At 67.3% G+C, this 14,487-nt stretch carries 16 protein-coding genes; 9 read left to right on the top strand and 7 right to left on the bottom strand.

From position 1 onward, the window contains the following. Positions 1-67: 67 nt before the first annotated feature. The 3 genes from A7V84_RS12075 to A7V84_RS12070 form a co-directional block, all read right to left on the bottom strand. Complete coding sequence (locus A7V84_RS12075) at positions 68-1,303, bottom strand: MFS transporter (RefSeq protein WP_063492157.1); 1,236 nt, start codon at positions 1,301-1,303, stop codon at positions 68-70. A 67-nt stretch (positions 1,304-1,370) separates the two neighbouring features. Continuing rightward, positions 1,371-1,535 (bottom strand): hypothetical protein, encoded by a 165-nt coding sequence (locus A7V84_RS21150; RefSeq protein WP_156507182.1) that lies wholly within the window; start codon positions 1,533-1,535, stop codon positions 1,371-1,373. 189 nt (positions 1,536-1,724) lie between these two features. Beyond that, positions 1,725-2,498, bottom strand: a complete 774-nt coding sequence (locus A7V84_RS12070; protein WP_197479195.1) for a class I SAM-dependent methyltransferase — start codon at positions 2,496-2,498, stop codon at positions 1,725-1,727. Positions 2,499-2,613: 115 nt separating this feature from the next. Between A7V84_RS12070 and A7V84_RS12065 the strand changes: the two genes are divergently transcribed. From A7V84_RS12065 to A7V84_RS12045, 5 genes are all read left to right on the top strand, one after another. Beyond that, entirely contained in the window at positions 2,614-3,525 is a 912-nt protein-coding gene (locus A7V84_RS12065; RefSeq protein ID WP_063492155.1) for a LysR family transcriptional regulator, read from the top strand. A gap of 230 nt (positions 3,526-3,755) precedes the next feature. Beyond that, positions 3,756-4,457 carry a DUF421 domain-containing protein gene (locus A7V84_RS12060; RefSeq protein WP_063492154.1) on the top strand — a complete coding sequence of 234 codons (702 nt, stop codon included), beginning with the start codon at positions 3,756-3,758 and terminating at the stop codon, positions 4,455-4,457. A 60-nt stretch (positions 4,458-4,517) separates the two neighbouring features. Then, positions 4,518-5,288 (top strand): APH(3')-II family aminoglycoside O-phosphotransferase, encoded by a 771-nt coding sequence (locus A7V84_RS12055; protein ID WP_025517223.1) that lies wholly within the window; start codon positions 4,518-4,520, stop codon positions 5,286-5,288. A gap of 94 nt (positions 5,289-5,382) precedes the next feature. After that, entirely contained in the window at positions 5,383-6,330 is a 948-nt protein-coding gene (locus A7V84_RS12050; RefSeq protein ID WP_082833072.1) for an alpha/beta fold hydrolase, read from the top strand. A 66-nt stretch (positions 6,331-6,396) separates the two neighbouring features. Continuing rightward, the gene (locus A7V84_RS12045) at positions 6,397-6,852 is read left to right on the top strand and encodes a GNAT family N-acetyltransferase (RefSeq protein ID WP_063492153.1); all 456 of its coding nucleotides are present in this window, start codon (positions 6,397-6,399) and stop codon (positions 6,850-6,852) included. Here the strand turns inward: A7V84_RS12045 and A7V84_RS12040 are convergent. Beyond that, positions 6,837-8,036 carry an MFS transporter gene (locus A7V84_RS12040; protein ID WP_063492152.1) on the bottom strand — a complete coding sequence of 400 codons (1,200 nt, stop codon included), beginning with the start codon at positions 8,034-8,036 and terminating at the stop codon, positions 6,837-6,839. The genes A7V84_RS12045 and A7V84_RS12040 overlap by 16 nt on opposite strands. A 101-nt stretch (positions 8,037-8,137) precedes the next feature. Between A7V84_RS12040 and A7V84_RS12035 the strand changes: the two genes are divergently transcribed. Continuing rightward, positions 8,138-9,079, top strand: coding sequence for a LysR family transcriptional regulator (locus A7V84_RS12035; protein ID WP_063492151.1), 942 nt, complete (start codon positions 8,138-8,140; stop codon positions 9,077-9,079). 76 nt (positions 9,080-9,155) lie between these two features. After that, a complete protein-coding gene (locus A7V84_RS12030; RefSeq protein ID WP_033534049.1) occupies positions 9,156-9,782 on the top strand; it encodes a TetR/AcrR family transcriptional regulator in 627 nt (208 codons plus the stop codon). A 135-nt stretch (positions 9,783-9,917) separates the two neighbouring features. Here A7V84_RS12030 and A7V84_RS12025 read toward each other — a convergent pair whose 3' ends face one another. Next, complete coding sequence (locus A7V84_RS12025; protein WP_063492150.1) at positions 9,918-10,562, bottom strand: GrpB family protein; 645 nt, start codon at positions 10,560-10,562, stop codon at positions 9,918-9,920. A 380-nt stretch (positions 10,563-10,942) separates the two neighbouring features. On the opposite strand from A7V84_RS12025, the gene thiD reads away from it, so the two are divergent. Continuing rightward, positions 10,943-11,740, top strand: a complete 798-nt coding sequence (thiD, locus tag A7V84_RS12020; RefSeq protein WP_033534048.1) for a bifunctional hydroxymethylpyrimidine kinase/phosphomethylpyrimidine kinase — start codon at positions 10,943-10,945, stop codon at positions 11,738-11,740. A gap of 79 nt (positions 11,741-11,819) precedes the next feature. On the opposite strand, the gene A7V84_RS12015 is transcribed toward thiD, so the two are convergent. Further along, on the bottom strand, positions 11,820-12,230 hold the full coding sequence (locus tag A7V84_RS12015; protein ID WP_063492149.1) for a fosfomycin resistance glutathione transferase: 411 nt from the start codon (positions 12,228-12,230) through the stop codon (positions 11,820-11,822). 113 nt (positions 12,231-12,343) lie between these two features. Here A7V84_RS12015 and A7V84_RS12010 point away from each other — a divergent pair, with 113 nt between their 5' ends. Further along, positions 12,344-13,249: a LysR family transcriptional regulator gene (locus A7V84_RS12010; RefSeq protein WP_051348300.1), complete on the top strand. Its 906-nt coding sequence runs from the start codon at positions 12,344-12,346 to the stop codon at positions 13,247-13,249. Positions 13,250-13,346: 97 nt separating this feature from the next. Here A7V84_RS12010 and A7V84_RS12005 read toward each other — a convergent pair whose 3' ends face one another. Then, positions 13,347-14,324 (bottom strand): Bug family tripartite tricarboxylate transporter substrate binding protein, encoded by a 978-nt coding sequence (locus tag A7V84_RS12005; RefSeq protein WP_025517239.1) that lies wholly within the window; start codon positions 14,322-14,324, stop codon positions 13,347-13,349. Positions 14,325-14,487 lie beyond the last annotated feature (163 nt).

Genomic DNA, 14,487 nt, shown 5'->3' with positions numbered 1-14,487 from the left:
GGCGGGCAAGCCCGGGCTTGCCTGCAAGGCCGCCTGCCGGGCCGGATCATTCGAACAAGTACGAGACTCAGCGTGCCGTCGGGTGGCGTCGCATGTCGGCCAGGGCCCAGTAGTGCACCGCCAGCCCGGCCAGCGCCAGCAGCGCGCCCACCCAGCCGGTCGATGACCAGCCCAAGCCCGCGTCGATCGCCACGCCGCCCAGCCACGCACCCAGCGCGTTGGCAATATTGAATGCCGAGTGGTTCAAGGCAGCCGCCAGCGTCTGAGCGTCCCCGGCCACGTCCATCAAGCGGGTCTGCAGCGTTGCACCCAAGGCCACCACCGTCCCGATGAGCAGCACATTGACGGAGCCCAGCCAGGCGCTGTGCGAGGTGAAGTAGAACGCCCCCAGCATGACCGCAGCCCACACCAGCACGTAGCGGATGGTCATCTCCATATTGCGGTCGGCCAGGCGCGAGCCCAGCAGGTTGCCGCTGACCATGCCCACGCCGAACATCGCCAGCACCGCCGGCACCCAGGCCTCGGGCAGGTGGGCAAGTTCCATCATGGTGGGCTTGATATAGCTGAACACAGAGAAAATCCCGCCCGAACCGATCGCCCCGATGGCCAGGGTGAGAATGACCTGCTTGCGGCGCAGCGCGCCCAGCTCCCGCAGGGGACTTGCGCCCCGGTCGCCCGGCGTATGCGGCACCCAGCGCCAGCACAGCAACGCAGTCAGCAGGCCGATCACCCCGACCAGGGCGAACGCCGAGCGCCAGCCCAGCCATTGCCCCAACGCCGCAGCCAGCGGCACGCCGATCAGGGTGGCGATGGTCAGGCCCAGCAACACCATGGCCACCGCCAGGGTGCGCCGGTACAGGGGCACCATCCCGGCTGCCACCAGGGCGGCCACGCCGAAGTAGGTGCCGTGAGGAAAACCGGTGAGAAAGCGCGCCCAGGCCATCGAAGCAAAGCCGGGCGCGGCCGCGCTGACGAAATTGCCCAGCGCGAACACCAGCATCAGGCCGATCAGGAAGTTGCGCCGCGCCAGGCGCGCGCCCAAAACCGCCAGCACCGGCGCGCCGATCACGACACCCAGCGCATAGATGCTGATCAGGTAGCCGGCCTGCGGAATCGACGTGCCGAGATCGGCGGCCGCATCGGGCAGCAGGCCCATGATGACGAACTCACCGGTGCCGATGGCAAAACCGCCCATGCCCAGGGCGAGCAGCGCGCGGCCGGTGGGGCCGGAAAAAAGCCGTGAGTCGGCCCCGGGGGAATCGGAAGGGAATCGAGAGTCGGCAGTGCCGGAGGTCAGAGACATGATGACAACAGGAGAAGGCAGAAACGATGGCCGGACGGCGAGCGCACGCGTCGCCCGGCCATTATGCCTATACCGGCGGCGCGGTGGCGTAGCGCTGAATCGTGGTGATGCGGGGGCCAGCCAGCGCCTGCCCGGCTGGCGCTGCAGCGCTGAATACCCGCCTCAGCAGATGCGGCCAAGCCAGGCCGATGCCGAACTCCAGCAAGGCCTGCGCCGCACCAGAAAGCGCCACGTCCGGCGCCCACCCCCGCTCCAGACGGCCAACGGCAATGTCATCGTCAGCCCCGCGAGCGCGCCACTCACGACCGGGGGGCTGGCACGCCACAGCCGTGCGAGGCGCGGGGGGTCGCGGAAAGGCCTGCCCGGCTGGCGTGCAGTCAGGCTGCGCCTGGCCCTTGCGTCCTGAGCGCAGCCCTCGCCCTCATCCAGGGCGGCGTGCATGCCAAAGCGTCCAGCGATCGCGCTCCTGAATCGGGCTTGCGTTGCCCAGGGCACGGCCGATGCCATCGATCAGCGTCTGAAGCTGGACGTCGTCCAGTTCGTGCAGGATGGAGCGGCCGGTACGTCCGCGCAAATCCTCGGCCAAGGCAGCGAAATCCGCGTAACGGCGACGCAGCTCCCATAGCTGAAAGCTGTCCGCCGCCTCGAATCCGCACGCCTGCATGGCCGCGCGCACCGCGGCGTCATCCGGTCGCCGGCCCGCCTCGAAGGCCCGCAAGGCCGGAAAGACCTCAAAGAAATAGCCGCGCACATGTCCGGGGCTGCCTGGCAGGCAGGCATCTTCGAGAGTGCGATCCTGCACGATCAGCACACCGCCAGGCCTGAGCAACCGGCGGGCCTCGGTGAATGCCGGCGACAACTCGGGCAGGTGGTGCACCAGGGCCCGCTGGAACACCACGTCGGCACAACCGTCCGGCAGCCCGGTGCGCTGGGCCGTGCCCTGCGCAAAGCGCACGCCGGCGGCCTGCCCGGTGCGCTCACGCGCGGCTGCCACCATCTCGGCTGAAAAATCCACGCCGGTGACCTGCGCGGCGCCCAGCCCGGCCCAGGCCCGGGCATAGATGCCGCCACCGCAACCGACGTCGACCACCCGCTTGCCGGCCGGGTCGACGATGCGCCGTATCGCCTGCCCCCAGTCGCCGTCCGCCTGGCGGCTGGCGTAGGAGTACTTATTGGCGTCCGAATGAAAATCCATGCCCATGATGCGTCTCTCAATGGGTTTCTCAAACCCGGTCCGGGCATGGTAGGGCTGCAATCAGCATATGTAAAATATATTGAAAACACCTCCTAGAAATATAAAAAGTACCTATATGGAACTGCGCCATCTCCGCTATTTCGTGGTCGTCGCCGAAGAGGAACACATCACGCGGGCCGCTCAGCGGCTGGGGATGCAGCAGCCGCCCCTGAGCGCCCAGATCCGCGACCTGGAGCGCGAGCTGGGCGTGGCGCTGTTTGACCGCGCCCCTCGCCGCATCCGCTTGAACGCGGCGGGCCAGGCTTTTCTGGAAGATGCCCGGCGCATCCTGGCGCAGGCCGAGCAGGCCGCCCTGCGCGCGCAACGAGCCGCGCGTGGCGAAACCGGCCAACTGTCCATCGGCTACACCAGTTCGGCCGCCTTGCATCCTGCCGTGCCGCGCGTCCTGCGCGCTTTCCACGAGCGCTACCCTCAGGTCGCGCTGGAGACCCGCGAAAACGCCACCCGCGACCTCCTGCAGGCCGTCGCCGATGGCGAGCTGGATGCGGTGTTCGTCCGTGCGCCGGCAGCCCGTTTTCCCACGCTGCAGTCCCTGGAACTATGCCGTGAACCCATGGTGGCCGCCCTGCCCGCCGGCCACCCGCTGGCGCGGCGCCGCCCGCCCCTGCCGCTGGCGGCGCTGCGCGATGAAGGGTTCGTGCGCTACCGCCGCGCCGATGGCCCCGGCGTGGACGATGCCCTGCAGGCCGCCGCCCTGCGGGCCGGCTTCACCCCCCGCACCGCCGTGCAAGTGCCGCGCCTGCTCTCGGCCCTGACGCTGGTGGCCGCCGGCCGGGGCGTGGCGCTGGTGCCTCGCACATTGCACAGCCTGCACCGCGAAAGCGTGGTGTATCGCCGCCTGGATGCCGGCGGCGGCTTTACCATCCCCCTGAACCTGGTGGCGCGCAGCGAACCTGGCCGCCCGCCTCTACAACACTTTCTCGAGCTGATCCGCGAGATGGGCCCTCACGAAACAGCATCGCCATGATCGCCCCGGATTTTTTTGCCGGCCGGCAGATCCTGCGCGTTTGCGGCAGCGGCCTGAACGACGCACCTGAAGGCCCCGCGCGGCTGTCGCAATGGCCCGGCCTGCCGGGCCTGCGCGCACCCCAGTCCGGCTGCCGGCTGGGCGAGACACCGATTTTCTGGGTAGCATCCCCGCAAGGTCCGGGCAGGACCTCCCCTGCGCCTTGACGGCGCGTCTGGCAAAGGAATCCCATGAACTGGTTCGACGCATTCGACTCGCTGACCCACTATCTGTTTCTGGCACTCAAGCTGACGGTTGGCCTGTTCATCATCGTGAGCAACATGAACTGGACCGGGCGCACCAAACTCTCGCAAATGAACGCCATCGATCTGGTCGGCAACTTCATTCTGGGCGGGGTGGTGGGCGGCATCATCTACAACGGCGACATTTCCTTTGCGACCTACATCGTCTGCCTGCTGATCGGCATCGCCCTGATCGACCTTTTCAACTACCTGGTGGCGCGCACCAATTTCTTTCGCGCCTTTGCCGTGGGATGCCCCATCACCTTGATCGCGGACGGCAAATTCTGCATCGACACCATCAACAACAAGCGCAACAAAGTGGATCTGGGCGTGGTGGCCAGCCTGTTGCGCAGCATGGGCCATTTTTCGTTCTCGAACCTGGACTTTCTGCAGATCGAACCGGGCGGGCAGTTGACCGTGGTCGAGAAGAAAGACGCCGCGCCCCGGCCGGCCGCCATCCTGCTGATGAATGGCATGATCTTCTCCGACCTGCTCGAAAGCCTGCAGCGCTCCGACGACTGGCTGATGGCGCAACTGCGCCAGGCCGGCGTGGACGACGTCGCCCAGGTTTTCCTGGTGCAATGGTGGAACGACAAGCTGACCATCGTGCTGTGCGACGGCAGTACGCGCGAACAGGCCGCCGCAGCCTGAGGCGCAGACTGGCGCGCCAACGCTGTCATAATCCGCCTTTCCGCCCTGCCTCTTTGGATCATGCCCTTTCCCTGCGCCCTGCGCGACACGCTCGCCCATGCCCGGATCGACCGCCAGACGATCGGGGAGTCGGATGCGACCGTCTGGCGTCTGACCGACGCGGACGGCGCCTGCCGTTTTCTCAAGGCCGAAGCGGCGCACCCGCTGGCGGAGCTGCCGGCAGAAGTCGCGCGGCTGCGCTGGATGCGTGCCCAGGGCCTGCCCTGTCCCGAGGTGCTGCAAACCCTGCAGGCTGACGGTCGGCACTGGCTGCTGATGAGCGCCGTCCCCGGCCGGGACCTGGCCAGCACCCCTGACCTTTCACCGCAGCGCACCGTGGCGCTGCTGGCGCACGCACTGCAGAGGCTGCACCAGACGCCACCTGCCGCCTGCCCGTTCGACCACCGGCTGGCACTGCGCGTGGCCGAGGCGAGCCGACGCGCCCGGGCCGGTCTGGTCGATGTCGATAACTTCGACCCAGCGCGCCAGGGCCAGGCCGTCGAGGCGTTGTTGCGCGCGCTCGTTGCCAGCCAGCCGCCCCGGGAGGACCTCGTGGTCACGCACGGCGATGCCTGCCTGCCCAATTTCATGGTGGCCGAAGGCCGCTTCAGCGGCTTCATCGACTGCGCCCGGCTCGGCGTGGCCGATCGTCACCAGGACCTCGCACTCACGGCGCGCAGCATCGAACGCAACCTCGGGCCCGAATGGCTGACGCCCTTCTTCACCTGTTACGGGATCGAACCGGATCCGGCCCGCCTGGCCTTTTATTGCCTGCTGGACGAGTTTTTCTGAGCTCCGTCGCCTGCCCCGTCGAAGCAGCGGATTCGCGCTACAGTGACGGCATGGCGGCAGACCCGCCTGCCTGTTCCTTCCCCCGCATTTGTTCATGTCCTTGCATTCCGCCCGCCGCGCCGCGCTCCTGCTCTGTCTGCTGCTCGCCAGCCACGCCGCGCAGGCGCAACCTGCCGCCCACCAACTGGCCCGCGCCGACGGCAGCCCCATCATCTACTATCTGCAAGCCCCCCTTCAGGCGCAACCGGGCGTACGCGAACTGCTTGTGATCGCGCAAGGATCGGACTGCAATAGCGTGGCCCGCCACCCCGCCCTGTGGCAGGCCCTGCCCCGGGCACGTCCCCAGGCCGAAGTGCTGGCGGTCGAGAAGTACGGCCTGGATGCCAGGCTGCCCTACCGCAGCGAATCCCCCCGGACCGACTGCCCCGCCGATTACCTCAAGCATGACAACCCTGCGCAACGCGTGGCCGACCTGAGCGCCGTGCTGGACAGGCTGAGCAGCGAAGCCGCCTATGACAACATCATCGCCGTGGGTGGCAGTGAAGGCGCCGTCATCGTGCACCTGCTGGCCGCTCGCGGCCAGCGCCTGGATGCCGCCGCCACCTTCAACGGGGGAGGACGCTGGTTCGAGGACGACATGATGCACAGCGCGACAATCGAGGCCGCAAGCCTGCCGCCCGCCGATCGCGCGGCCTTGCTCGCCGGCATGCGGGGCTTCATTGCCCACGCCCGGGCTGGCCAGGACACCGCCATGACCGATCACGGCCCCGACTGGTGGCAGCAGATGCTGAGCCTGGACCAGGCCGCCGTGATGCGCGCCATCGCCATACCGACGCTGGTGATCCAGTCCGGACGCGATACGTCGGTATCCGCCGAGGCGGCCCAGGCCATGATCGCCGCTGCGGCCAATCCTCGTCTTACCTGGCGCAGCTATCCGGAACTGGACCACGCCTTGCGCGAGGCAGACGGAACGCCGGCAATGGCCCGCGTGGCGAGCGACATTGCGCAATGGCTGGACCCGCAACTGGATGCCGCCCGCTGATTTTTCCGAAGCCGCCCGCCGGGCTGCCCTTTTATTTTGCACGCCGGCCTGCCGGCGGAGTCGCCCATGAAGCAAACCCTGTTGCGTCCGGCCGTGCCGGAAGATGCCCGCGAATGCCTGCGTATTCGTGGGCTGACCCGCGAGAACGCCTATTCGCCTCAAGACCTGGAGGCACTGGGCATCACCGTGCAAAGCTGGCGCGCCGGAATCGAAAACGGCAGCTGCCCCGGTTACGTCGCCCACGTCGACGGGCGGATGGCCGGCTACTGCTTTGCCGACCGCGACAGCGGGGAAATCCTGGTGCTGGCCTTGCTGCCTGCTTATGAAGGCCAGGGCCTGGGCCGCGCCTTGCTGGAACGCATGATCGAAGACATGCGCTGGCGCGGATTCAAGCGCTTGTTCCTGGCCTGCAACAGCGACCCCAAGGTGCGCTCGCATGGTTTCTTCCGCCACCTGGGCTGGGAAGAAACCGGCCAGCGCGATGAGTTCGGCGACGATATCCTGGCCTACTGCCTGGACTGATCCCCTGGCCTCGCCGCCCGCAACAACCGCGGCGCCAGCCACACCAAAGCCAGCGCCGCCAGCCCGCTGGCCAATAGCGCCCCGCCGTAGCCTGCTGCCGCGGGCACGGGCAGATACAGTGCTTGCGGGCTCGCCAGAAAGGCCAGGCTCGACACCAGATGCATCAGGGCGCTTTGCAAGGCGCTGAAGCTGGCCCGCTGTGAAGCCTGCGGCCAGGCCGCACTGACGCTGGATGCCGCCACCAGCGTGGCATAGGTCGACGCCATGAAGCAGGCCATGAAGCCCGCCCCCGGCATCACACCGGCCGCTGTCAGCGCCAGGTTGAGCGTGAACAGGGTCAGCCCGGCCCGCCATAGGCGTACCGGCTGGCCGCGCAACAGCCAACGCCCTGCCAGGCGTGCCGACGCCAGGCCTGCCACCCCGCCCACCAGAAACGGCCAGGACAACGAAGCACCGGCTGGCAGCAAGCCAAGCAGTAAGGGGGCCAGCAGGGGGATCAGCAGCAGCGCCGGCAACTGCGACAGGCCATTGAGCGCTGCGCTGGCCAGGCCGCCCGCCCGCAAACCCTGTAAACGCCGCCCCAGTGGTTCTACGGCCGGCCGCGCCGGACTCGCAGGCAGCAAACCCCACACCGCCGCCAGACATAGCGCGCAGGCCAGAGCAATGGCGCCGAATGCCCAGCGCCACCCTGCCTGCTGCGCAATCCACAGCACCACGGGAGTGCCGGCAATGCTGACCAGCGAAAATGCCGCGATCACCCGCGCCAGCAAGGCCGGCCGCTGCCCGGGGTCGGCATGCATCAGCAACACCCCGCTCGCGCTGCCCATCGCCAGCCCGCCCATCAGGCCCGCCACCGCACGCCACGCCAGCAATGTCGCGAACTGCCCGACCTGGCTCAAGGCGAAGGTGGACAGCGTCAAGGCCGCCAGCGCCAGCAACAGCACACGCTTCGGATCGTGACGGTCGGCCCAGAGATAAGCCAGCAAGCCCGATACGATCGCGCAAAGGGTATAGACGCCTGCGGCATAGCCTGCCCAGGCCAGCGGCACCCCCAGATCGGGCGCCACCCAGGCAAACAAGGGGCTGACGGCCATGTACTCCAGCGCGTTGGTGAACTGGACGGCGGCCACGACCCAGGCAATGCGGCTGACCCGGCGCTGCGCAGCGCAGGAAGATGGCGACATAAGGGATCCCCTTGACATGAAAGCCAGCCAGTCTAGTCGGGCTAACGTCTCACGCAAGGGCTCAAATTGATAAGATAAACCACTCAATTTGAGTATTCATCATGAATCCACGCCTAAATCTCAACGACGTCCGGGTGCTGGTATCGGTGGCGCGCTGCGGCAGTTTCGCCGCAGCCGGCCGGCAACTCGGCATGCCGACATCCAATGTCAGCCGCCAGGTCGGCGCGTTGGAGCGCGCCCTGGGGCTGCGCCTGCTGACGCGCCAGCCCGATGGGCTGCGTCCGACCGAAGCCGGCCAGGCCCTGCTGCAACGCTTCGGCGCTTCCCTGGAAGGGCTGGACGATTTCGTCGATGCGCTGCGCGCCGAGCAGCCTTTCCTGCAAGGCCGTCTCATGATCACCCTGGCCAGCGAGGTCGGCCCTTATCTGCTGGGCGCGGCGCTCGCGGAATTCGCCCTGCGACACCCGGACCTGGAGATCCGCTGCATCAGCACCTTCGCCGGCCTGCAGGAACGGCATTACACGCCGGACCTCGCCGTCATTGTCGGGCGCGGGGACCTGCCCGACAGCGATTGGGTGGCCCGCCCGCTGGCCGAGCTGCCAAGTGTGGTGGTCGGCACCCCCGAGCTGATCGCGCGCTGCGGCCGACCCGCCACCGTCCAGGCGCTGGCCGGCCTGCCCTGCATCACCACCGCCAACATCCTGGAAGGCGCGCCCTGGCGCTTTCTGGATGCGGCCGGACGCAGCCGCGCTTATCCCGTCCAGGCACGCATCCGCCTGGACAGTGGCGCTCTGGCGATGGCGGCGGCCCTCAAGGGCGTGGGATACGCCATCCTGGCGCGCGCGGCCTGCGAACCCTACCTGCGCGACGGGCAGCTGCTGGCCCTCACGCTGGACCGTCAGCCCGCGCCGCTGCAACTCTACGCCGCCTACCCGCAGCGCCGCTATCTGCCGCGCAATGTCCGCGAACTGTTGTCCCATCTGAGCGCCGCCGTGGCCCACCTGCGCCCCGAACGGCTGCATCCTCCCCTGGCGCATGCCTGAAAGTCGCCCGGCTGTCGCCCGGCAGGCCGCATCGCTCTACACTAAAGGCTTATCTCGCCCCCGACGCCTGCCAGCCATGAAGTCTCCGCCACCCGCAACGTCTCCCACCGCCAAAGGCCCGCGCACCAAGCCCGCCGAAGTGCGCCTGGACGAACTCATGAACGCCGCCGAGGCGCTGTTCCTGGCCCATGGCGTCGAAGCCACGACCATCAACGACATCGTGGCCCGCTGCCAGGTCGCCAAAGGTACCTTCTATCATTACTTCGCTTCCAAGACCGACATCCTGGATGCTCTAGCGCGCCGCTATACCGGGCAATTCTTGCAGCGCCTCGAAGACGCCGTGAACGCCTGTGCGCCGCAGGACTGGTCGGCCCGCCTGCGGGCCTGGGTACATGCCAACGTCGCTACCTACCTGGAGACCCACGCGACGCACGATATCGTCTACGCCAATCATCACCATCACAACCGGCTCAACGCCGATCGCAACGCCATTCTTGCTCAGCTGCAGGCCATTATCGCCGGCGGTATGGCCGCCGGCGTCTGGCAGCCCGCCGATGCGCGCGTGGCGGCCTTGCTGATCTATTCCGGCGTGCACGGCGCCACCGACGAACTCATCTGCGATCCACAGATCGATGCCCGCCGCTTTGCCGACGCAGTGGCCGATGCCTGTCTGAACATGCTCAGCCCGGCAACCAGCATCTGAGTACGCCTCAGACACGCCACGGCCAAGGCTGGCGCCCGATCACGCCACAAGAACCGGGCAGTCCCTGCACCGGGCCTTAGCCCCAGACCCTAAAAAACGCGTTGCTCGGCCGGATGCACCTCACCGCCACCACCGTCATCGTCCTGCCGGGGCACGCCCCGACGATTGGGTCGGAGGGCCGGCGGCAAACAGCCGCGCATAGATTTCTCTCACGACGGCCTGCTTTTTCTCGTTATAGGCGGTGATCTGATCTTCGTTCTGCCGCGCGGCGAACTTGGCCTGCGAATAACGCCGGCGATCCTCGTCGTGCTCGCGCAACCAGTCACGGAACAAGCAATGGCGCGCGTGCTCCGGGCAGGCCGGTCCAAAGACATGCAGATTGACCCGCGGAGTCGTCAAGCGGAGCATGCGATGCCCATACCAGCTGCGCTCACGGATGGTCAGTTCGTAACCCAACGCTTGCAAGGCCGGCACGTAAGCCGCCTCATCCTCGGGATCGGCCACGATGAGATCGATATCGATCACCGGTTTGGCCGGCAACTGCGGCACGGCGGTCGACCCGACGTGCTCCACCGCCAGGGCGCGCGCCCCGAGCGCCTGCGCGATGCGCTCGCGCAAGGCCTGGTAGCGTTGCGGCCACACCGGATCGTAGTCACTGACCTCGATCGCCTCCCGCGGCGCCGGGCCGTTGACCCACGGATCCTCCCCGGGATCGCCGGGCTCGAATGTCTGGATGGCTAGCCAGTCGGCTTGCGGCAGCGGGGAATAGGAATCTGACATAGTTTGATCTCCTTGGGCTCTGGCAGGCATGGCCGCCTGAAGGCGGGTGTTCCGGCAACCGTACGCCCCTGAAGTACCGCACTGCCCTCGGGCCAGAATCCTCGCGAATTCTACGCTGCCGCGGGTGAAGGACGCTCTGAAGCAAACAGCTGCCCCAACGCCGGGCCTGCAGCCGTGCGATCCGGACATGGCGGTCGCACCAGGCGCCGCGGCAACCGCGATGCCTGGCGGGGCGCGGAACAATGCCGCGGAATCCGGCGCAGACGCGGGCCGGAACCCGACCTGACGAGGCGCACGCCAGCCCCGCCATTCCTTGCTAAGATGCCCGCCAGCCATGCATCGCCCCATTGGAGCGGCCTTCTTTCCTAGCGAGATCCTCGATGATTGCCAACGTACTGACGATTGCCGGCACCGACCCCAGCGGCGGGGCAGGCATTCAGGCCGACCTGAAGACTTTTTCGGCGCTGGGCGTCTACGGAATGAGCGCCATCACGGCCGTGGTGGCGCAGAACACCCAGGGCGTGCGCAGCTTCGTGCCGCTGGATCCGGCCTTCGTGGCCGACCAGATCGACGCCGTCTTCGATGACGTGCGGGTCGACGCCGTAAAGATCGGCATGGTCGCCAATGCCGCCATCGGCAACGCCATCGCCGAACGCCTGGAACAGCGTGCGCGCTGCCCGATCGTGCTGGACCCCGTGATGGTGGCCAAGAGCGGCGACCGCCTCCTGCTGCCTGACGCCGTGGCCGTGCTGCGCGACCGCCTGGTGCCGCTGGCCACCCTGATCACGCCCAACCTGCCGGAAGCCGGCGACCTGCTGCAGACTGCCGAGCCGCGCACGCTGGACGCCATGCAGGCATTGCTGCGCGCGCTGGGCGAACTGGGCTCGCAATGGGTGCTGCTCAAGGGCGGCCACCTGGAAAGCGAGGACAGCCCCGACCTGCTCTATCGCGCCGGCAGCGCCACCATTCTCCAGGCGCCGCGCATCGCCACGCGCAGCAACCACGGCACGGGCTGCACCTTGTCGGCGGCGGTCACCGCGCTGCTGACCCGCCTGCCCCTGCCCGAGGCCGTGGCCCAGGCCAAGGACTACCTGACCGCCGCCCTGGCAGCTGCCGGCCAGCTGCAAGTCGGCCAGGGCCACGGCCCGGTACATCACTTCCATGCGCTCTGGCGCTGAGTTCGCCGCACCGGCCTGACGCCTGTCGACCGCGACAGGCGAGCCTCATGTCCGCCCGGCTTCGCGCCGCCCGGACGCTTCAGTCGAACCATTGCAGGCCCGCATAGGGGCGCTCGCGCAAGGCGCGCAAGCGGCTCGCCAGATCGCCCACGTGCAGCTCCAGTTTGTGGCCGTCCGGATCCAGGAAATAGAGCGAATCACCTTCGCTGCGGTTGTCTTTCCAGATCCGCGCCCCGGCCGCGTGCAGGGCCGCGCTCAGGGTGGCGAAGGCCTGCTGCGATACCGAGAACGCCAGATGGGTGTAATCGGGATGCGGCGCCTTGCGCGCCTGCGCATCCACCGAGAGACACAGCCAGGCCTCGCCGGCCAGCAGGTAGGCGCCGCCCTCCCATCTGGCCAACGGCCGCAGGCCCAGGGTTTCCGAATAAAAAGCAAAGGCCCGCTGCAGGTCGCGAACCGCCAGGGTCGTGTGATTGATGCCGGTGATCATGGAATCTCGCCTCGGATGCCCCCAGCATAACCGCTTAGCTTTACGCCGCGCCAAGCAGGCCGGCAAGGTCTACAATGCCACTTGAAATTCAGTTCAAGTCCGCAGGTCACCGCATGAGCGCCCCCACTTTAAGACAACTCGAACTGCTGCTGACGCTGGTGTCTTCCGAAGGCATCGCCGGTGCCGGGGCCAAGCTCGGCATGTCGCCCTCGGCCACCAGCCATGCGCTACGCGCGCTGGAAACCGCCCTGGGCACCGAACTGATCGATCGCAACGCTTCGGGCGTGGTGCTCACGTATACCGGCGAACAGGTATTGCCTCATGTGCGCGACGTGTTCGCCTCGCTGCAACTGGTGCAGGCCACCGCCCTGGCAGGCGCCGAACTGAAAACCGGCCTGCTGCGGCTGGGCTCCTTCGGCGCCAGCGCCACCATCCGCGTGCTGCCGCCACTGCTGGAGCGCTTCAAGGCCCGCTATCCTGGCGTGGAGGTCCTGGTCACGGAAAAGCCCGATGAGCAGACCACGCGCGACCTGATCGAGCGCCGGCTGGAACTGGCCGCGGTGACCCTGCCCAAGGCCGATTTCGATACCCAGACCCTGGCCGTGGATGAACTGGTGGCCGTGCTGCCTGTCGGCCACCCGCTGGCCGCGCTGCCTGCCGTGCCGCTGGCCGACATGACCCATGACCCCTTCGTCCTGACGCGCGCAGGCTCGCAAACCCTGGTGACGCAGCTGTTCGCACGCCACGATCTGCGCCCGCGCGTAACCTTCGAAGTGCTGCAACTCATGTCCATCCTGGAGCTGGTCGCAGCGGGCAAGGGCGTGTCCATCCTGGCCAAGCTCGCGCTGCCTGACCGCTACGAAGGCGTGGTGTTTCGCCCGCTCAGCCCGGGCACCTCGCGCCACATCGGTCTGGTGTGCCTGAATGAAAGCCGTCTGTCCCCGGTGGCGCGCGCCTTCTGGCAGGAAACGCGGCGCTATCAGGCCAGCCTCAAGGCCGTGCGCGGGACACAGGCCTGAAAAGGCGCATGCCCGGCCATGGGCCGGGCATGCAGTGCTGCAGGCGGCGTGCCACGCCGCCCATTCCCCCCCTGGCTCGCGCCAGGCTTCTTATTGCTTACTTGCCGAACTCCAGCTTGGCCGCCTTGGCTGCGGCCACGTACTTGTCCACGTCGCTGGAGATCTTGGTATGCATTTCAGCCGGCGTGGTCGGCGTGACCTCGATGTCCAGCCCCTCGATGCGCGCCTTCACGTCCGGCATGGCCAGAATCTCGTTGAGCGTGGCATTGGCCTTCTTGACGATATGCTCGGGAGTACCGGCCGGGAAGGTCAGGCCATACCATACGCCCACTTCGAAATCGCCCGGCACGCCGGCCTCGGTCAGGTTGGGCACATCCGGCAGGGTGGCCGAACGCGTGCGTCCGGTGACCAGCAGCGGCCGCAGCTTGCCGGCGGCGATCAGCGGCTTGGTGGCCGTGGTGGTATCGACGATGTAATCGACCTCCTTGGTCATCATGGCGTTGAGCGCCGGCGAGCTGCCCTTGTACGGGATGTGCAGGCCCTTGAGGTCGGTGGCCGACTTGACCATTTCGGCCGCGAAGTAGGTCCCGAAACAGCACGAGGCATAGCTATACGGCTTGCCGCCGGTCTGGGTCGCCTTTTCGAGTTCCTTGAATGACTTGATGGGCGAGTCTTCGCCCACCGCCAGCACGTAGCTGGATTGCCCGATGATGCCGATGGGCGTGAAGTCCTTGACCGGATCGAGCGGGAAATCGTCACGCACGACCTTGTTCAGGCCAAAGCTGCTGGTGGTCAGGCCGATGGTGTAGCCGTCTTTTTCGGAACGGGCCAGAGACTGCATGGCGATCACCTGATCGCCGCCGGGCTTGTTCTGCACGACAGCCGGCACGCCCCAGACTTCGCCCAGGCGCTGGCCGATCAGGCGCACCAGGATATCGGAAGCGCCGCCAGGCGCGAAAGGCACGATCAGCGTGACCGGCTTGCCCTTTTCCGGGTAGGTATCGGCCAGGGCGGTGCCGCTCAGCGGCAGCAGGAAAGAGGTGGCCAACAGGGTCGACAAGATACTGCGCTTCATGGATGTCTCCAATAATTATTGATGTGTGCCGTTAGCGGTCTTTTAATTATTCAAATGCAAGAAGCGGGTACTGCAGCGAAGGCGTGAAACGTAAACAATTGCGGGGCTTGTACTCTCCTGGTCAAGCGGGCCGGCGGAAGCGGCGCCGGCGGTCAAGCAAGGG

The sequence above is a fragment of the Bordetella trematum genome (assembly GCF_900078335.1).
In the GTDB taxonomy this organism is placed as follows: Bacteria; Pseudomonadota; Gammaproteobacteria; order Burkholderiales; family Burkholderiaceae_B; genus Bordetella; species Bordetella trematum.
This window is presented reverse-complemented; position numbering and strand designations above follow the sequence as displayed.